The 20,160-nt window shown below is 44.7% G+C and carries 16 protein-coding genes and 3 tRNA genes; 10 read left to right on the forward strand and 9 right to left on the reverse strand.

Going from position 1 to position 20,160, the window contains the following annotated elements; translation table 11 throughout:
* The first annotated feature begins 2 nt into the window (after positions 1-2).
* The 9 genes from lptC to SCB77_RS08510 all read left to right on the forward strand — a co-directional run bounded on the left by lptC (position 3) and on the right by SCB77_RS08510 (position 9,582).
* On the forward strand, positions 3-605 hold the full coding sequence (gene lptC / locus SCB77_RS08470) for an LPS export ABC transporter periplasmic protein LptC (protein WP_320185997.1): 603 nt from the start codon (positions 3-5) through the stop codon (positions 603-605).
* A 163-nt stretch (positions 606-768) separates the two neighbouring features.
* Positions 769-2,868, forward strand: a complete 2,100-nt coding sequence (locus SCB77_RS08475; RefSeq protein ID WP_320185998.1) for a peptidylprolyl isomerase — start codon at positions 769-771, stop codon at positions 2,866-2,868.
* Between the two features lie 61 nt (positions 2,869-2,929).
* The gene (locus SCB77_RS08480) at positions 2,930-3,445 is read left to right on the forward strand and encodes a DUF2480 family protein (protein WP_320185999.1); all 516 of its coding nucleotides are present in this window, start codon (positions 2,930-2,932) and stop codon (positions 3,443-3,445) included.
* Positions 3,446-3,476: 31 nt separating this feature from the next.
* The gene (locus SCB77_RS08485) at positions 3,477-4,268 is read left to right on the forward strand and encodes a DUF3108 domain-containing protein (RefSeq protein WP_320186000.1); all 792 of its coding nucleotides are present in this window, start codon (positions 3,477-3,479) and stop codon (positions 4,266-4,268) included.
* A 10-nt stretch (positions 4,269-4,278) separates the two neighbouring features.
* Positions 4,279-4,842: a DUF3109 family protein gene (locus SCB77_RS08490; RefSeq protein ID WP_320186001.1), complete on the forward strand. Its 564-nt coding sequence runs from the start codon at positions 4,279-4,281 to the stop codon at positions 4,840-4,842.
* 63 nt (positions 4,843-4,905) lie between these two features.
* Positions 4,906-5,877 (forward strand): polyprenyl synthetase family protein, encoded by a 972-nt coding sequence (locus tag SCB77_RS08495; RefSeq protein ID WP_320186002.1) that lies wholly within the window; start codon positions 4,906-4,908, stop codon positions 5,875-5,877.
* 9 nt (positions 5,878-5,886) lie between these two features.
* A complete protein-coding gene (locus tag SCB77_RS08500; RefSeq protein ID WP_320186003.1) occupies positions 5,887-6,936 on the forward strand; it encodes a TerC family protein in 1,050 nt (349 codons plus the stop codon).
* Between the two features lie 112 nt (positions 6,937-7,048).
* The gene (locus tag SCB77_RS08505) at positions 7,049-8,233 is read left to right on the forward strand and encodes a C1 family peptidase (RefSeq protein ID WP_320186004.1); all 1,185 of its coding nucleotides are present in this window, start codon (positions 7,049-7,051) and stop codon (positions 8,231-8,233) included.
* A gap of 110 nt (positions 8,234-8,343) precedes the next feature.
* Positions 8,344-9,582, forward strand: a complete 1,239-nt coding sequence (locus SCB77_RS08510) for a thioredoxin family protein (protein WP_320186005.1) — start codon at positions 8,344-8,346, stop codon at positions 9,580-9,582.
* A gap of 53 nt (positions 9,583-9,635) precedes the next feature.
* Here SCB77_RS08510 and SCB77_RS08515 read toward each other — a convergent pair whose 3' ends face one another.
* The gene (locus SCB77_RS08515) at positions 9,636-10,196 is read right to left on the reverse strand and encodes a Crp/Fnr family transcriptional regulator (protein WP_320186006.1); all 561 of its coding nucleotides are present in this window, start codon (positions 10,194-10,196) and stop codon (positions 9,636-9,638) included.
* On the reverse strand, positions 10,184-10,927 hold the full coding sequence (locus SCB77_RS08520) for a UDP-2,3-diacylglucosamine diphosphatase (protein ID WP_320186007.1): 744 nt from the start codon (positions 10,925-10,927) through the stop codon (positions 10,184-10,186). Before SCB77_RS08520 ends, SCB77_RS08515 begins: the two co-directional genes overlap by 13 nt.
* A 187-nt stretch (positions 10,928-11,114) precedes the next feature.
* Here SCB77_RS08520 and SCB77_RS08525 point away from each other — a divergent pair, with 187 nt between their 5' ends.
* On the forward strand, positions 11,115-13,262 hold the full coding sequence (locus SCB77_RS08525) for a prolyl oligopeptidase family serine peptidase (RefSeq protein ID WP_320186008.1): 2,148 nt from the start codon (positions 11,115-11,117) through the stop codon (positions 13,260-13,262).
* 117 nt (positions 13,263-13,379) lie between these two features.
* Here SCB77_RS08525 and SCB77_RS08530 read toward each other — a convergent pair whose 3' ends face one another.
* The 7 genes from SCB77_RS08530 to SCB77_RS08560 all read right to left on the reverse strand — a co-directional run bounded on the left by SCB77_RS08530 (position 13,380) and on the right by SCB77_RS08560 (position 19,927).
* The gene (locus SCB77_RS08530; RefSeq protein ID WP_320186009.1) at positions 13,380-13,658 is read right to left on the reverse strand and encodes a hypothetical protein; all 279 of its coding nucleotides are present in this window, start codon (positions 13,656-13,658) and stop codon (positions 13,380-13,382) included.
* A 233-nt stretch (positions 13,659-13,891) separates the two neighbouring features.
* Positions 13,892-13,965, reverse strand: a tRNA-Asp gene (locus SCB77_RS08535).
* Positions 13,966-14,001: 36 nt separating this feature from the next.
* Positions 14,002-14,075, reverse strand: a tRNA-Asp gene (locus SCB77_RS08540).
* Between the two features lie 60 nt (positions 14,076-14,135).
* A tRNA-Asp gene (locus SCB77_RS08545) sits at positions 14,136-14,209 on the reverse strand.
* 72 nt (positions 14,210-14,281) lie between these two features.
* Positions 14,282-15,355, reverse strand: coding sequence for a peptide chain release factor 1 (gene prfA, locus SCB77_RS08550; RefSeq protein WP_320186010.1), 1,074 nt, complete (start codon positions 15,353-15,355; stop codon positions 14,282-14,284).
* Between the two features lie 74 nt (positions 15,356-15,429).
* Entirely contained in the window at positions 15,430-15,759 is a 330-nt protein-coding gene (locus SCB77_RS08555) for a DMT family transporter (protein WP_320186011.1), read from the reverse strand.
* Between the two features lie 115 nt (positions 15,760-15,874).
* Complete coding sequence (locus tag SCB77_RS08560) at positions 15,875-19,927, reverse strand: glycoside hydrolase family 2 TIM barrel-domain containing protein (RefSeq protein ID WP_320186012.1); 4,053 nt, start codon at positions 19,925-19,927, stop codon at positions 15,875-15,877.
* Positions 19,928-20,160 lie beyond the last annotated feature (233 nt).

The raw sequence follows: 20,160 nt of genomic DNA on the forward strand, positions 1-20,160 counted from the left end.
TTATGCCTGCATCAGCAACAAAAATATCAATAAAGTTGCCCCTATTGCTATGTTTATGGCTAGGGGCAACCTTATTTTGGGCTTGTGAAAACGATCTACGCGATGTGGAGAAAATCGCCAATATACAGCAAGAAGAAAATGTGAACGTCTCCAAGGATGTAACCGTAACATACAGCGACTCCGCTGTCGTGAAGGCAGAACTTACGGCGCCCGAGCTTCGGGAATACCCCGACAGTATTGGCTTTTATGAATTTAAAAAAGGCACTTTAATCCGTTTCTTTGACGAAAAAGGAGTAGAAAGCCAACGTATCAAGTCCGATTACGCCAGCCAAAAACCCAAAGAAGGTCTTACGGAATTTCGACGAAACGTCGTTGTCACTATGGCGAATGGCTCGATTATCAAAAGTGAGGAATTATTTTTCGATGAAAAGAAAAATATCTACTACAATACCGTACCCATTACGTTTGACCTGAAGGATGGCCGCGGTAGCTTTCAGGCCACCAGCTTTGTATCCGATACCGATTTCAAGAAGATCGACGGTCAAAACATGACCGGCTACTATGTCCCAAGTAGCAATCAGCAGTTTCCGATGATGGGACGTTGAGGAAGCTCATAACAATTATTATCAAATTAAGTTTCTCTGCATCGTAATTTTTTATATTTTTTTTCATAAAAGTTGTATCTTGCGCCTTGTTTTTAATGAAGGTCAATTAAATAACTGAAACAAGCATTTACAAAATAAACACAGTATATAGACTATGGGATTAATGAGCTATTTGCGGAACCGAGCGGGGTTGGTAGTTACCATCATCGGTTTGGCAATTGTTGCGTTTTTATTAGGGGACGCCATCAATGTGGGTACTCCTTTTTGGGTAAAAAGTCAAAATCAAGTTGGTAGCGTAAACGGAGAGTCTATCGATTACCAGGCATTCAATGCGCAGGTGGATCAGACCACCGCCATGTACCAACAACAAATGGGCGGAGCTGCTTCACCGCAAATTCGTTCATACGCTGTTCAACAGGTATGGAATCAATTCGTATCACAGGAACTACTAAAACAAGAGATCGAGCGTTTAGGCCTTACTGTAGGCAAAGACGAATTGAACAGCTTGGTAACCGGAGCAAACCCTTCACCGCAGATTGTGCAGGCATTTACCAATCCGGAGACTGGTGTATTCGACAAAAATCAATTGAACACCTTCATCAGTCAAGTAAAATCGCAGGGAACGCCAGAAATGGTGCAACAGTGGGATATGTTGTTGGAGAATATCAGCAATGAACGCTTAAACCAAAAATACTCCAATCTACTGAGCAACAGTGTTTATGTAACATCCTTGGAAGCACAGGAAGAATATAATCAACGCAACAAACTGGCTAATTTCAAATATTTGATGTTGGATTATTCATCCGTAAAAGACGGTGAAATAAAATTGAGTGACTCCGATTTCAAGACTTACTATGATGCCCATAAGAACGGCTTTAAAAATCCAGAAGAAACCCGTTCTATCGAATACGTATTATTTGATGCTACACCTACGGCTAACGATACCGCCGCAGCAAAATCCAACATCGAGCAGTTGAAAGCTGAATTAATCGCTTCCAAAACAGACTCTTTGTTTGCAGCCGTTAATTCAGACACAAAACACCCTTTCACTTACATCCGCAAAGGACAGGTAAGCCCTGATTTGGATTCCGTTATCTTCAACGTTCCTGTAGGAACAACAGTAGGTCCATTCTTATCAAGTGGAGTATACGAAATTGCGAAAGTAGTAGATGCTAAATTTAGCCCAGATTCGGTAAAAGCATCGCACATCCTTTTAAACGCTACTGCAGAAGGTGGTGTTGACAAAGCAACAGCAAAAGCAGATTCTATCAAAGGTCTTATTCAAAAAGGAGAAAGCTTCGCCGCTTTGGCCGTACAGTTTAGTGTAGATCAAGGTAGTAAAGTAAATGGTGGCGAATTGGGAACCTTCCCTCGCGGACAAATGGTACCTGAATTTGATGAAGCCGTATTCTCCGGAAAACCAGGCGAAGTTGTTGTCGTAAACAGCCGTTTCGGTACACATATCATCAAAATCGAAAAACAGATTGGTAACTCCAAAATTGTCAAAGCAGCTATCGTTGACAAAGCAGTGAGCAGCGGCAAGGCAACCACAGATGCGGCCTACACCAAAGCTAACAATTTCTTTGCCGACGTAGACGGAAAGAACTTTGCAGAAATAGCCAGCAAGCAAGGCGCTAAACTACAAAAGGTAGACCGCGCTGTAGCGATGGACAATAACTTCAATGGTGCTGAAGTACCTAGAGAACTTATCCGTTGGGCATTTGAAGCTAAAAACGGTGCGGTTTCAGAAAAGATCTATGATACCGAACAACACTTCATCGTTGCGCGCATTGTTGATATACAGCCAAAAGGAACCCTTTCTTTAGATGCGGTAAAACCACAGATCGAAGCACAGGTAAGAAACGAAGTGAAGGCTAAAATGTTAACAGAGAAACTGAACAACGCGTTGAACGGTGCATCGAATATCGATCAAGCGGCACAGAAGCTAGGTAAATCGGCTGTCGCTGTAGAAAACATTGTATTGGCAAATCCAGTGCTTCCTGGCGTATCGCTTGAGCCTGCCGTAGTGGGTACCGCTTTCGGCTTACAACCAAACAAAGTTTCGAAATCGATAAAAGGTATGCAAGGTGTCTATGCTGTTCAGGTCAACGGATTTGTTAATCCTGCAGAACTAGTGGCAAGCGATATCGCTAGCCAAAAGAAACAAATGCAGACGGCAAAATCACAACGTGCTTGGTCGTCTATCTATCAAGCGCTTCAAAACAAAGCCGATATTGATGACAATCGCATTAGATTCTATTAAGATATAATCAGTAACTTTATAGCCGATCAAATCATGATCGGCTTTTTTATTTTGGTACATTATGGAGATTCAAGAAACGATTGTAAACAAAGTAGCACAAAGTGGCATCGTCACCGTTGATTTGGCGAATTACGCCCCACAGCAAGACATCCTGATCTATGACATCAAGGACAATTTGTTTCATGGTCTCATACTAAAAGAAAAAGATTTCCGCACCTTTATAAAAGAGCACAATTGGGAGCAGTATGCTGGAAAGCACGTTGGCATCATATGTTCCGCGGATGCTATTGTTCCTACTTGGGCCTACATGTTGTTGGCAAATAAATTGCAACCCTATGCCGAGTCGGTGCACTTTGGCGACAGAGAGCAGGTGCTCAACACCCTTTTCACGAGTGCCCTAGCTGGTATAGACTATGCAAACTATCAAGACGAACGTGTGGTGGTCAAAGGATGTGGCGACATTTACGTTCCAGAATCGGCCTTTGTTAAATTTACCGTAGAGCTCAGCAAGGTGGCCAAAAGCATTATGTACGGTGAGCCCTGTTCTACCGTTCCGGTTTTTAAAAGAAAAAGTTAAACCATTGGCACCCATTATTGTCAATCCTACTATGAAAAAGTTATACGCGGCATTTCTATTCCTTTTTGTTAGCATCAGTCTTATACAGGCGCAAACATTGCCTTACCTGCCCAACCCGACATACAAAGAAGGGGAAAAGCTGACCTACAAACTTCGCTACGGCATCATTTCCGCTGCTACCGGCACCTTGAAAGTAGAAAAGTCAAAGCTGCGCTTCAGCAATCCAAATACCTTCCATCTGTCGGCCTTTGGCCAAACATCGGGAGCCTTTTCGGTTTTCTACACCGTCAAAAATCAATACGACTCGTACATCGATGGTGATAACTACCTCCCTTACTTGTATACAGAAGATATACATGAAGGCAATTATACCCGTAAAGAATATGCAACCTTCGACCACAAGAACAAGAAGGTATCTGGCAAAAAGGGAACATTCAAAAGTCCAACAGCCCAATTTTTTGATTTGTTGTCGGCCTATTACTTTTCGCGCAACTTAGACCTATCTTCGCTCAAGAAAGGCGATTCGTTCAAGATCAGCTATTTCTTAAATGACGAGGTATCACAGTTGGGTGTCAAATACATTGGCGTCGAGAAAATAAAAACGTCCTTGGGAACTGTTGAATGTATTAAATTTAGCCCAGAAATTACGCCCGGACGTATTTTTAAGAAAGATAGCCAGTTGTTTCTATGGGTTACCAATGATGGCAACAGAATTCCGGTGAAGGCACAGGTAGAAATCCTAATAGGTTCCGTAACCATGGAATTGGTGCAAGCCAGTGGCTTAAAGCATAAACTGGGCGAGCGAGTAAGTTATTCAAAATAATAAAAAGGAAATGATTGAAGTAGGCCATGTGTTGGTACACGAAGACGTAATTAAGAATGACTTCGTTTGCAATTTGACGAAATGCAAAGGCATTTGTTGTATTGAGGGCGACGCCGGCGCACCGTTGCAAGCTCAGGAAACCGATATCCTGCGTGAGATATACCCAAAAGTAAAACCTTATATGACGCCTGCGGGCATCCAAGCCATCGAAGAGCAAGGCACGCATGTAGTGGATGCTGATGGCGATCTGACCACCACTTGCGTTGATGGCAACAAAGAATGTGCCTACGTCACTTGGGAGAATGGCATCACGAAATGCGCTATTGAAAAAGCTTATGAACTCGGAGAAATAGACTGGAAAAAGCCCATATCCTGTCACCTCTACCCTATTCGTACCACGCAGTACCCCGAATTTCAGGTGCTGCATTACGACCGCTGGCACATTTGTCACGATGCATGCACTTTCGGCAAGGAGCTAGGTGTACCTGTATATAAATTCCTGAAAGATCCTTTGATCCGTGAATACGGCGATCAATGGTACAAAGAATTGGAATTAGCTGTCGAAGCTTTATAATCTATTTCTTATATTTATTGCAGTTTTAACCGCTTAAAACATATGGTTATATAACCATTTTCCATGCTGAAATTAAAAGATATACAAACTCCAATAGCACAAGAGCTTAAACTTTTTGAGGGTCGATTTAAGGAATCGATGCGTAGCTCTGTCCCTCTTCTCAATCGTATCACCCAATATATCATCAAGCAAAAGGGGAAACAAATGCGCCCGATGTTTGTTTTCTTGTCAGCTGGACTATGTGGCGGCATCAATGACTCTACATACCGCGGAGCTTCGTTGGTTGAATTGCTCCATACAGCATCTTTAGTACACGATGATGTAGTGGACAATGCGAATGAACGCAGAGGCTTCTTTAGCGTTAATGCGCTATGGAAAAACAAGGTCGCAGTATTGATTGGCGACTTTCTTTTAGCAAAAGGGCTGCTGCTATCGGTGAGAAACGATGAGCATACCCTGTTAAAGATCGTCTCTGAAGCGGTAGAACAAATGAGCGAAGGGGAACTGCTACAAATTGAGAAAGCACGTAAATTGGACATACAGGAGGATATCTACTTCGAGATCATCCAAAAGAAAACGGCATCCTTGATTGCTTCCTGCTGTGCTTGCGGCGCCGCTTCAGCTGGAGTCGCGGACGACCAAGTGCAACTTTTGCGCAGCTTTGGTGAGAAAGTAGGTATTGCCTTCCAAATTAAAGACGACCTGTTTGACTTCGGTTTGGATGATGTGGGTAAGCCGGTAGGAAACGATATCAAGGAGAAAAAATTGACCCTACCGCTGATCTATGCACTTCGAAACACATCCGCTTCGGAAAAAAAACGTATCATCAATTTGGTGCGCAACCATAGTGAGAACAAGGAAAAGGTTGCGGAGGTGATTGCCTTTGTCCGCAGCAGCGGAGGCATGGATTATGCCACCGAAAAAATGCTGCAATACCAGTCCGAGGCTTTTGCTATATTGGAAACTTTTCCGCCAAGCGAATACCGATCGGCCCTGGAGCAACTAGTAAGATTCACAACAGAAAGAACTAAATAAAATACACGGATGAGCCACGAATTACTGTTTTTTGGAGGATTTATTATCTTCATCGTCCTGATGTTAGCCATCGATCTAGGCCTATTCTCAAAAAGTGATAAACCCATATCCTTGAAGTCGGCCGCGATCATGAGTGGCATTTGGGTTCTATTTGCCTTGGCATTCGGTTTAGTGCTCTACTATTGGGGCAACGAACTGCATAACGTGCATGATTTCGAAACGCTGCAAACTATTATTGCCAAGCATTACCACAATATCAGCCCTATAGCCAATGACCTAGCAGGAAGCATACAGCTGTACAACAAAACGCTGACCATTGAATACCTCACGGGCTACGTCGTTGAATATGCACTTTCCGTAGATAATATCTTTGTGATGGTGTTGTTGTTCTCCTCCTTCGGCATACCTGAGAAATATTACCACAAGGTATTGGTTTGGGGAATCATTGGTGCCATTCTCTTACGTTGTATTTTTATCTTCGTAGGTGCCGCCCTTATCGCCAAGTTTGGTTGGATACTCTACCTATTTGGAGCGTTTTTGGTATACACCGGTATAAGCATGTATATCAATAGAAATAAAGAGGAAGAAGTCGATCCACAAAACCATGCCGTGGTTAAATTTGCTTCCAAATATTTCAAGGTAACCCCTCGTCTTGATGGAGGCAAGTTCTTCCACATAGAAAATGGTGTGCGCTACATGACGCCACTGTTTCTCGTGCTGTTAGTCATCGAGTTTACCGATCTTATTTTTGCAGTAGACTCCATCCCCGCTATATTTTCCGTAACGAAAGACCCCTATATCGTTTTCTTTTCAAACATATTTGCCGTATTAGGTCTTCGTTCGATGTTCTTTTTGTTGGTCAATATCATCCACAAATTCCATTACCTAAAGGTTGGATTGGCTTTTTTGTTGATTTTTATTGGCGCAAAAATGCTTTTACATAGTTGGCTTGAAGAATTCGGCTTTCAAACGATACATTCCTTGATCATTATCATCTCGATACTCGTGATCAGCGTCGTAGCCTCGCTGATGTTTCCAAAAAAAGAGAATTTATCCTAATATCACAGAAAAAAGACTCCGATAGGGGTCTTTTTTCTGTGATACGAATTTTACAATGTACCGTTCGTGTAAAATCTTATAAAATGATAACTTCGTAAAATTTATCTTAACAATGAACTGGAATAAATCAATATTACTCGCAGCAGCTTTATTTTCGGCGGCTGTACAGGTCAATGCACAGGACAACATAATCAATGCATTGAAAAACAATGCAAGCGACAATAGCAAAGAAGGATTTAAATTTACCGAAGTGATCAACTTGGGTAATACCTCTATCAAAAATCAAGGATCATCTGGTACTTGCTGGTCATACTCAGGCAACTCGTTCTTGGAGTCGGAGATGATCCGTATGGGCAAACAACCTGTTGAAATATCGCAGATATTCACGGCACGTAATACGTACATCGAGAAAGCTAAAAACTTCGTTCGTTTACACGGCGATCAAGCACAAGGTGACGGTGGACAACTGCACGACGTATTAACGATATTCCGCCAGTATGGTGCAGTGCCACGCGAGGCCTACACGGGTCTTCAGGCAGACCAAAGCCTCAACAACTTCTCCGAAATGGGACCTTTGTTGCAAGGCATCACCGAGACGGTTGCAAAAAGTAGAAAGCCAAGCAGCACCTGGCTAAAAGCATTCACTGCTGCCATGGATGCCTACCTTGGTGAGGTACCGGAATCTTTCCAATATAAGGGCAAGAGCTACACGCCACGCACCTTCGCCGACCAAGTGGTGGGCATCAACCCCGATGACTATGTAGGCATCTCCTCCTTTGACGAGCATGCTTACTACAAACCGTTTGTTCTTCTTATCCCAGACAACTGGTCGTTTGAACGTTTCTACAATGTGCAGATCAACGATCTAACCGACATCATCGACAATGCCTTGAAAAATGGTTATACCGTAGCTTGGGCTACTGACGTATCGGAAAAAAGCTTCAGCTGGAAAAATGGCGTAGCTTATGTACCGGAAAAACCATTCGAAAAGATGAGCGAAGAAGAGCGCGCAAACATGTTCAATGGCCCGAAAGCTGAACCTGCAATTACGGCAGTACAACGTCAAGAAGCCTTCGACGACTATAGCACCACGGATGATCATGGTATGCACATCGTAGGTCTTGTGAAAGATCAAACGGGAAAAGAATACTATATCGTGAAAAACTCTTGGGGAGAATCCAATGACTATAAAGGATATATGTATGCAACAAAAGAGTATGTTCGTTATAAAACGATATCAATTTTGTTACACAAAAAAGCATTGACAAAAAATTTATCATCGAAATTAGGCCTTTAGGCTATCATTTCAATGGATATAGAAAATCCCAAGCTATATAGCTTGGGATTTTTTATGGAAATTTCGTAGCTTAATCTTCATTACAAATAGCACCCCTCAAAACAACAATTATGAAGAAGCTACTTTTCACCCTTCTTATTATTCCATTCTTGGCCGTTGCGCAAGAAAAAGGAATTTCCTTCGAACACCAAACAAATTGGGATAAGGTCAAAGCCAAGGCCAAAGCAGAGAACAAACATATTTTTGTGGACTGCTTTACAACCTGGTGCGGCCCTTGCAAATACATGTCATCCACCATATTTCCACAGGAAAAAGTGGGCGACTTCTTTAACGCTAACTTTGTTAATCTTAAGCTACAAATGGATCAAACCAAAGAGGATAGCGATGATGTGAAATCATGGTATCAAGAAGCCGATCGTTTTGCAAAAGACTACTCCGTCCAGGCTTATCCAACCTTTTTGATTTTCAGCCCGGAGGGCGAGCTCGTGCATCGTATTGTCGGTGGCGGCGAAGCGGATGATTTTATTGCCAAAGCACAGGCTGGGCTTGATCCAGAAACACAGTATGTGACCTTGGTCAAAAAATTTGAGCAAAATCCGCAGGATGCTGAATTGGCGAAGAAAACCGCGAAGGCAGCCATGAGCGCTTATGACCAAGATCTTGGCAAAAAAGCGACAGCGCGCTACATTGATCTTGTTGGCGGCCAAGGCTTATTAACGGCGGAAAACATCCAGTTTCTCAGCCAAGGTGCCACGTCTAGCACCTCGCCAGCATTTATCCTTATCAAAGAAAATAAGGAAAAGGTAGACGAACTATTGGGTGGGAAAGGCAGAGCAGCCAATGACATTTTAGCCGCTGTTTTAATCAACGAAATTGTTATTCCAGAGATACGCGACAAGGGTGATGACGTGGACTTTGCCACGCTAAAGACACGCCTCGAAAAAGAACATCCGTACGTGGATACGCGTGTTACATTCGGCAATATTAAAGCACAATATTTTTTCAGCAAAAAGAACTGGCCCGCCTTTAAGGATGCCGTAAATGATTTGTTTGCAATAAGCGACAGAAAGGTACCTGCTAGCACATTAAATTCCTTTGCATGGTCAGTTTTCGAAAATTGCGATGATGCAGCCTGCATTCAAGCGGCCCTAAACTGGAGCAAGCAATCGCTGGAAGGTAGTGAAGAACCTGCGTTTTTGGATACCTACGCCAACCTGCTCTACAAGTCGGGTGATAAAGAAAATGCCATAAAATATCAAGAGAAAGCCGTAGCAAAAGCTAGTGATAGTGAAAAAGAGAATTATGTAGCTACGCTAGATAAGATGAAAAAGGGCGAGCAGACTTGGTAAAAGAATAACGGGTGCTTTATCCTCTTGGATAAAGTACCCTCATCATATCGTGACTAAATCTTTGCCCTGATCCTGCTGAGGGTGACCTGTGAAATACCTAGATAGGAAGCGATATATCCCAGTTTGATCGTATTTATTAATAGCGGTGCACGCGCCATCAATTCCGCATAGCTCTCGGTCGCTGTTTTAAAAAGTTTGGACATCAGTCGGAACTCGATCTTCAAGGTCTCTATTTCCGCTAGCCTACGTCCCCAATTAGCAATTCCAATCGAGTTCGAAAAAAGCTTTTTCAGCTCCTTAGTATCGACTTTGTACAGTACCGATGGCTCCATAGTTTGGATGCTTTCATAGCCGGAGCGTTCATGCACGTAGCTATTCAGCGAGATAAGCGCATCACCCGGAAAGGCAAAATCCAAGATCACTTCTCGCTCATCCTTAAGATAAAAGATGCGGCAGGAACCCGATTGTATAAAGTAAATAAAACGACAATTCTTTCCGGCAGCAATTACCTCTGCTCCCTTATCGAAAGCGACCTCCTCGAACAGGCCGGCCAAACGCTCTTGATCGTCTTTCTGCAACGCCGATATCCGGTTGATGATGTCTAGGGTGTCCATTTCTTTAACGTCAATTCCCTCCCGTCCCATACCGCGTATGTACAATGGTTAATCCATTCGCCTAAATTGATGACCCGACAAGCTGAACACAGGCGGATATCATAGGGTACATGCCGATGTCCGAATATAAAATAGTCATAGTTGGCGTCCTTGAGCTGTTCTTTCGCATATTGCAGCAACCACTCCCGATCTTCCCCTAGAAACGTTTCTTCGCCGCCACTAGCGGCACGGCTATGCTGAGACCAGCGTTGCGCAATACCGATGCCCAAATTGGGGTGTAGTCGTGCAAATAGCCATTGGCACAGCTTGCTTCGGAAAAAGGATTTTAAAAACTTATATTTCGAATCTCCCGGTCCAAGACCATCACCATGGTGTATAAAGAAACGCTTCCCGTCACGCTCCAGCAAAAGCTCATCATCCACAATCCGCGCCCCTAGTTCTTTTTGTAGATAGCCAAACATCCACATATCATGGTTGCCTTTGAAAAAAGTAATCTGTATGCCTAGATCAGCCAGTTCGGCAAGCTTACCAAAGAAACGAACAAAGCCTTTGGGCACCACCGTTCCGTATTCAAACCAAAAATCGAATACATCACCTACCAAAAAAAGCTCCTTAGCATCGTGCTTGATGGCATCTAGCCAACCGACAATGCGCAACTCGCGCGCGCGTGATGTCGCTTCTGGAAGTACACCCAAATGGAAGTCTGATGCAAAATATATCTTATCTCTCATGCTGTAGGCTCAAAGCTATACAAATATTGACGTATAAACAAGCATCGTAGACGCACACGAAACCTTTCCTTTTCAGGTTAAAAGGGAGAAATGGGAAAGCTTCCGCGCTTGGTATTTGCGTTTCGGGGCACTTTTTGTAACTTGCATAGAAACACAGGCGCCACGCGCTTAAAAAAATAATCAGATTATGAATAGAAATTTGGGAATTATGCTTTTGGCACTCAGCTTAGGCGCCTGTCAACAGCAAAAAATTATTGAATCAAAGAACGATATCGTGTTAAAACCCTACCCGACAACCGAAAAAACAACACAGCAAGACAGCTACTTTGGAACGGCGGTAGACGATCCTTATCGCTGGTTGGAAGATGATTTATCTGACAAGACAAAGCAGTGGGTCGCGGCCGAAAACGAAGTCACTGACGACTACCTCTCCCAAATTCCTTTCCGGGAGAATATCCGGAAGCGATTGGAAGATCTATGGAACTACGAGAAAGAGACTGCCCCTTTCCAAGAGGGCGACTACATCTATTACTACAAGAACGATGGCTTGCAAAACCAATATGTTCTGTATCGCAAGAAAGGCGAGGATGGCAAAGAAGAGCTTTTTCTCGATCCCAATAAGTTCTCTGAAGATGGCACCACTTCGCTAGCCGGCATTTCCTTTAGCAAAGACGGATCGCTCGTCGCCTATCAGATTTCCGAAGGCGGATCAGATTGGCGCAAGGTCATCGTTCTTCAGGCCGCCGAGAATAAAGTCATCGGCGATACGCTAATTGATGTGAAATTTTCCGGACTTGCTTGGCAGGGCAACGAAGGCTTTTACTACAGCAGTTATGATAAGCCAAAGCAAGGATCGGCCCTATCGGCGATGACTGATCAGCATAAGCTGTATTTTCACCAATTAAACACCCCGCAGAAAGACGATAAACTAATCTTTGGTGGAGCCACTACCCCGCGGCGTTATATCGGCGCTAGCTTAACGGAAGACGAGCGTTTCCTTATTCTCTCGGCGGCCAACACCACGTCAGGAAATGAACTCTACATAAAAGATCTGTCCGTGCCCAACGCCGCTTTTGTTAGCGTAGTGGATAACATGGAAAAAAATCACTATATCATCGACAATGAGGGTACCAAGCTATTTATCTACACGGAACTCAATGCGCCGAATGGTAAGGTCGTCACGGCCGATTTCACAAAACCTACTTCGGCAAATTGGCAAGACCTTATCAAAGAAACCGACCAAGTGCTATCTCCTTCGACTGGTGGCGGCAAAATCTTCGCTAACTACCTAAAAGATGCCACTTCCCTCGTTAAACAGTATGATCGCAGTGGCAAGCTAGAGCGCGACATCGAACTTCCCGGTGTGGGTACCGCGGCAGGCTTTGGCGCGAAGTTTAAGGATAAAGATCTTTATTATTCTTTCACCAATTACGTAAACCCCGGCACGATCTACAAATATGATATTGCCAGTGGCAAATCGGAAGTTTATAAAACCTCTGCCATTAAGTTCGACCCTTCAAAGTACGAATCCAAGCAGGTATTCTACACATCGAAAGATGGCACAAAAGTACCGATGATCATCACCTACAAGAAGGGCATCAAACTCGATGGCAGCAATCCCACGATGTTATACGGTTATGGCGGCTTCAACGTTAGCCTTACCCCTTCATTCTCGACGAGCAACGTTATTCTACTAGAGCAAGGAGGCGTGTACGCGGTTGCGAATCTACGTGGAGGCGGCGAGTATGGCGAGAACTGGCACTTGGCGGGCACAAAGCTGAAGAAACAAAATGTGTTTGACGACTTTATTGCGGCGGCGGAGTACCTGATCCAAGAAAAATATACCTCGTCAGAAAAACTGGCGATCTCTGGCGGTTCCAATGGCGGGCTACTGGTGGGCGCTTCCATGACACAGCGTCCTGAATTGTTCAAAGTGGCTTTCCCAGCAGTAGGCGTACTCGATATGCTCCGTTACCATAAGTTTACTGCCGGTGCAGGATGGGCCTTTGATTACGGCACGGCTGATGACAACAAGGAAATGTTTGACTATTTATACAAATACTCGCCTTATCATGCCCTGAAACCGGAAACGGCTTATCCGGCCACGATGGTCACCACAGCCGATCATGACGACCGCGTAGTCCCAGCACACTCCTTTAAGTTTGCTGCGCGTCTTCAGGAATACAACAAAGGCAGCAATCCTGTTCTTATTCGTATTGATACCAAGGCAGGGCATGGCGCCGGAAAATCCACCGCTATGGTCATTGCTGAGCAAACCGACAAATGGGCGTTTATGTTCCAGAACATGAACTTGCCTTACGCTGAAATTAAGTAAGTACAATCTATAAGTACATGCTCCCGATGAAGAATAGTGCTCGTCGGGAGCATATATACTATCGCATAAATGCGCTTATTTATAGGTTAAAGATGATAGCTTTCTCTCTTGAACTGCCTACAATTGCGTACGAATACCTAACAAATAAACTGTAACAGCTATCTGTTTTGTTAAACATGCTGGGACTTCGAACAAAACACCTAGAACTTCTTTTCTAAAGCCTAGCTGTTTCTTCGCAAGTGCTAGCATAATTTTGTTAAACGCTAGCATGTAGATCGTAACACCTAGCATTTCTTCCAGAAAGTCTAGCACTTCTTTTGGACATGCTAGCATTTTTGTCAGAACACCTAGCACTTTTGTCAAAACAGCTAGCACTTTTAACAGAAATGCTAGCATTTCTGTTAAAAGTGCTAGACTTTTTTCAAACGAACAAGGCAGCCATTTATCGGCCTTTAAACCTATTTAAATGCATGTTTTAAGCTAAAAAGTAGATGAGCCAAGCATTTTTTTTGAGGTTTGTAGCATTTTGGCTCGATTATCCTAGTTTTACTAGTCGTAATCTTGTAGCTTTGCACCCCAAAAAAATCCTTGAAACGAAAAAAGGCACCTCTTGCGAAGTGCCTTTTTTGCGGTCTGGACGGGACTCGAACCCGCGACCCCATGCGTGACAGGCATGTATTCTAACCAGCTGAACTACCAGACCAAAGTCTTTAAAAGAATGATTTCCGTGGAAATTGTGCGGTCTGGACGGGACTCGAACCCGCGACCCCATGCGTGACAGGCATGTATTCTAACCAGCTGAACTACCAGACCAATTTCTTTTAAAGTGTATTGTAAAGAACGTTTTTGAAGCCCTTGCTTCCCTTGTTTTTGCGGTCTGGACGGGACTCGAACCCGCGACCCCATGCGTGACAGGCATGTATTCTAACCAGCTGAACTACCAGACCTAAACCCTTCTTCCGAGAAGGTGTGCAAATATAGTGTTTATTTCGATATCTGCTAAACTTTTTTAAAAAAAACTAGTCTACAGCGCCCTCTTTCATCTTTTCTGCGTTTTCCGCAAATTGCAAGGCATCGATAATCCCCTGAATATCACCATCCATAATAGCGGGCAGATTATACATGGTCAAGCCTATACGGTGCTCGGTAACGCGTCCTTGTGGATAGTTGTATGTACGCACTTTTGCCGAGCGGTCACCGGTTGATACCATCGTCTTCCGTTTGGCCGCAACATCGCCATGTTTCTTCTGTACTTCGAGTTCATACAGTTTATTCCGCAACATCTCCATCGCCAATTCGCGGTTGGCCAATTGCGAACGCTCTACCTGACATACAACGACAATTCCCGAAGGTTTATGCGTCAATTGTACTTTAGTTTCTACCTTGTTCACGTTTTGTCCACCGGCCCCCCCTGAGCGAGAGGTCTGCAGTTCGATATCCCCTGGGTTCAATTCCACATCGACTTCTTCTGCTTCGGGCAATACGGCTACTGAAGCAGCAGAGGTATGCACCCTTCCTTGGGTTTCCGTATCAGGAACACGTTGCACACGATGTACACCCGACTCATATTTCAGTTGCCCGTACGCATCCTCGCCAATCACCTTTAAGATAACCTCCTTATAGCCGCCAGATGTACCTTCCGTTACATCCATCACCTCATTACGCCAGCCTTTCGTTTCAAAATAACGTGTGTACATACGGTAAAGGTCTCCAGCAAATAATGCAGCCTCATCACCGCCTGTTCCACCACGAATCTCGATAATGGCATTTTTAGCATCCTCAGGATCCTTCGGAATAAGCATAAGTCGAATCTCTTCTTCTTTTTCTTCCTTTTGGGTATACAGGAGATCTTGCTCTTCCTTCGCCATTTCCCGTAATTCCTGATCCTTTTCATTCACCAGAATATCCTTGTTTGCATCCATGTTGCTCACGATATTCCTGTAAATATGATACTGCTCAACGATTTTCCCCAAGTCCTTGTATTCTTTATTCAACTTGGCAAAACGCTTCATATCGTTTATGGTTTCGGGGTTGCTCAATTCAGCTTCCACCTCTTCCCATCTTTCTTTTATGGCTTGTAGTTTCTCTAACATAATACGTATAGCTACCAAACAGGCATCATCTGCCTATCTTTGTAATAGCCACAAAAGTACGTAAAATTTTGGTATTAATGCGAGGAAACCGCTTTCAAGCCGATGATGGAAGCGATAAGCGTCACGATAAAAAACACGCGCCAAAAGTCCGCAGGTTCTTTAAAGACAATGATGCCCACTAAGACCGTTCCCACAGCACCAATACCCGTCCAAACGGCGTAGGCCGTGCCCAGGGGCAAGCTTTGGGTTGCATTCATAAGTAACAACATACTGACGACCAAGCAAAGGCCAAAACCGCCATACCAACCATACATTTCGGTTCCCGTAGTGGTCTTTGCTTTTCCCAAGCAAGAGGTAAATCCAACTTCAAATAGACCGGCGATAATTAAAATAATCCAATTCATAGCTTCCTTTTTTGATGCTAGCAAAGTTCGTCATTCCGCCGTTTCCTCCTTTTTACAAATGCTAAAAAAACGCCCCGGGAAATCCGAGGCGTTTTCATCAGGCATATATCGACCGTTAGTCGGCCAACACGGAAAATTCCGCTGCAGAGGCAAAATCTTGCCCATCTTGGGCGCTCAAGGCAGTAAACCGAATGAAACGCGCTTTTGTAGGCTTCGCCAGCATGATGGTTTTCAATTTACCATCACGATTAAACTCTCCTTCCGCCACCGTGTCACTCCAGTTTTTACCATCCGTGCTAAGCTGCAAACGATAGCCTTTTATGCGTCCGTTTGCTCCGTTTTGTCGAGGCAAATACGTAAAACCCTTCACTAGCTTAAGCTCACCCGCATCAAAATCTACCCAATGCGGATACTGTGCTACGGTTACCGAGTACATGGTATGCCAAATTGTCGATGGATCACCATCCACGAGATGTTCCGCATTTCCTTCTCCCCTTTCTTGGCTGGATGCCGAAAGCACTTGCATGCTAATGGTCTCTATCTTTGGAAAACGCAGACTAACTTTCGATTTCTCGTTATCGGCGTACCAAGCAGATACCTCCGCCGCATCACGTAACACAAATGGCGTAGTATATGGCTGTGCAGGTTTATTACCTACCTGTACCATCAAGCGGGAATCGCCCCGTTCGGAAGCAACCTGCACCTCACCTTTTTGGTCGCGCACGATGCGGATGGGCATATTCCCCGCTAAGGCAACTTTGGCCTGCAAGGCCTGGTTATGTTGCTGCAATGGCCGAATCAAAAAACCGAAACGCTGTGCAGAAGCCCTGACGCGATCCTGTTCCAATGGCGGTCCCTGTCCACAGCTGTTACCACCAAGGCCAGTCACATCCGCCAAAAGGTAGAGGTGCGTGCCGGAACTTTTAGGCAACTGATGCGTATGGGGCGCTAAAGTCATCTCTAACTCGCTCCAAGGCAAAGCCGAAGCAGCAAATTGATCCTTTGCAACAAAGAGCAGACCGCTGCCAGCGCTATTGGTCAATGCACACCAGCGTAAATCTTCCCTATTTCCGGTCGACTGTGGCTTAGGCCAAGGAAAATATTGCCCTTCGACCGTACTATCATAGCGTTGTATAAACTGCCCTGTTTTCCTGTCGGCATAGTTGTTTACCGGACCACGACCATAGTAGCTGTACTGCCCATAATCGGCAGGTATCTGCATAGCAAAACCTAGATGCGGAAGGATCAAGCTACTGTTGTTCGACGTGATGCTGCTCTGCAGCTCGATAGAACCATCCGGATAGACGGTCCAAATATAATTGCTGGTAAATTTAAAGTCGCTTTTATTAAAAGGCACATCTTGGTGCTCGTCCAAGGTATAGGTGCCCGAGCTTCCTCCGCGAATTGTCGCTCCATGTGCGGCCTGTGATTCCACCGTATAGGAAAGCACATAAGCGCCATCCGCTCGCGGATAAGCATTCGCTTGCAAGGCCCGGTGTTTCAACTGATGCAGTCCCTTTTCGAACCATTGCTGATAAGCCCAGTTATCATTGTCCAGTGGTGCACGTAGCGCATCCAAGCGCGGTCCTTCGCCATCGCGGATAAGAATATTACCGCCATAGACAAGCTGGTAGATGCTTCCCGTGGCATCGTCAAATTTCACCACAAAGTCCTTCCCTTTTAACACTTTTAACCCAGCTTCGCCGTTGATCTGTATGGCTTCCCCCTTTGCTACGCTTACTATAGATGGCCACATGTCGGCAGTTTTAACGAGCAGCTGCTCCTCCATCTGCACCTCGCCGGCTGCCGCCCAAGGCCGATCCTCTTTGAGTAGAAACTGCACTTTGACAAAATATTCTGATTGGGGATCAAGACTAGAAAAATCATACGGTATCGAAACTTGACGCCCCGTTCTTGCCGCTATGTTTGTCACATCGCCCTTAAACGTAGCCTTTCGCTCGATTTCGACACCATCTTTCCATAGCGACCACAGCACATCATAGTCGTCCAAACTGTTGAAATAGTTTTTATTGAATATTTCTACCGTTCCCATTTGCATATCTACCGCACGTACGGCTACATTCTGGTAAACTTTACGTACTTCAAAATAGGCCGGTTTGGGTGTCAAGTCAGAAAACACTAATCCATTCATCACAAAAGTACCGTCATTAGGCTTGTCCCCAAAATCACCACCATAGGCCACATACCGCTCACCCGTAGTCTTGTCATAGGCATACATCGATTGATCTATCCAGTCCCAAATAGCTCCTCCCATAAAGAAATTAGTCGATTCGATTGCTTCCCAATAGTCAATCAAGTTGCCGGTGGCATTACCCATGGAATGGGCATACTCCGAAATATGAAAGGGATACTTCAACCTGTACTTCCCTTTTACCGCCTCGCGCACCCAGTCGATGGACGGGTATTGGTTCGAGCCCATATCGACAATGCTATTATTGCGCTCGTACTGCACCGGACGAGAGACATCCACCTTCTTAATGGCTTCGTAGGCGGCCACAAAGTTCTTTCCAGGACCCGCCTCGTTACCCAAAGACCAAATCACGATGGCCGGATGGTTAATCGTCGCGTGTACCATCTCCAAGTTGCGCGCTACATGTGCATTTTTCCATTCCGGTGGGTGCGACAGTGAGGCTTCACCATAATAGTATTCATGGCTTTCTAGATTTGCTTCATCCTCCAAGTAGATACCATATTTGTCGCAGAGGTAATACCAATAGGGATCGTCGGGGTAATGCGAATTTCGAACATGGTTGATGTTAGCCCTTTTCATCAGCTTCACCTCCTCTTCCATCTGCTTGCGCGAGATAACTTTTCCCTTTTCGGGGTTTGTTTCGTGTCGGTTTACACCTTTTAGCTTTACCGGCTTTCCGTTTACGTAAAAATAACGGCCGGCAAGACCAAACTCATCCTGCTGCGCCGGGGTATCTTTGATTTCTACCTTACGGAAGCCTATATAACTGGACACCACATCGACCACTTTTCCTTTTCGATCCAGCAACTCGGCAATCAACGTATACCGATACGGATTTTCTGCAGACCATTTCTGTGGATTGTCTACTTTAAGGGCTTGGTCGACAACAGCGGTAGCTCCTTTTTGAACCGTCCCTATCGAGCGCCGCAAATTGATGGCGTCAACCTTCACACCTTCATCGCTATAAAGCTTATTGGCATATAAACTATACCGAATAGCGTAACCTGCCACATCCTGTCCAGCTTGGTTTGTTACTTCGGCCGTCACCTGTAAACTGGCCTGTTTGTATGCGCTATCGAGATCGGGAATGGCGACGAGATTACGAATCTGCACCTTAGGTTTGGCCGAGATAGATACAGTTCGAAAAATACCGGGAAGCCGAAACATATCCTGAGCCTCCAAGAAGGAAGCATCGGAATTGCGATATACCTCCACCGCAACAATATTCTCTCCTTTAGCCCGCAAATATTTGCTGATATTAAACGATGCGAGGTTTCTAGAATTTTTTGAAAACCCTACATATTTACCATTGATCCACAGATAGAAGAAAGAGTCTACTCCATCAAAGTTGATGTAAACCTCTTTGTCCTTCCAATCCGCAGGCACCGAGAAGCTACGACGATAGGACCCCACCTCATTCCGGTCTATATAGGTCGTCCAATGCTGAGGAGGTGTGCGCATCACGCCACCCCGCCAATCGTCTACCTTCACTTGGTGTTGAAAGATTACAGGCTGGTTCACATAGATTGGCACGCCATATTTCAAGGTACCATCCTTTTGAATACCAAGGATATTCCAGCTCATTGGCACGGGCACATCGTCCCAAGCTGCGGCATTAAAATCAGACCGATAAAAATCCTGAGGCCGTTCGGTGGGTGTTTTGGCCCAATGAAACTTCCACGTACCATCCAACGAGCGCCAATATTCGGAATACTCCGGCAACACGGCACGTGCCGACTCCACCTTCTTAAAAGAGAAATGATAGGCGTGCGGCAATTCTTTATTGAGGGATAATGCTTCGGGGGATTCCCATTCCTTTCCGGAAGGATGCGCCTGCTCCCCATAGGCAAATCCGGGAATAGAATCCACCGCAGGTCGGCTCTGTCCCAACAGCAGCAGTGGAAACATAAAAAACCAGACAATCTTGCAAGCAGAGGTTATGGTGTTAGTCATCATTATACGATATCGTTTTAACAAAAATTGGCATCCAAATGCAGAAAAGCAAGTCGAGATGATGCACTTTACAAGCAACTTGCGCTAAACAGCTGTTTATCTGGAAGTACAAACGATTGTGTAATTTTTTCCTATACACGATTTATGCTTGGGTGGGCAACGGATGACAGGCGCTAACACAAACATATGATCAATGAGTAGCACGCCTTAGCATGCTTCCGTTTATCCACAAAAAA

The sequence above is a fragment of the Sphingobacterium bambusae genome (genome assembly GCF_033955345.1).
GTDB lineage: Bacteria > Bacteroidota > Bacteroidia > Sphingobacteriales > Sphingobacteriaceae > Sphingobacterium > Sphingobacterium bambusae.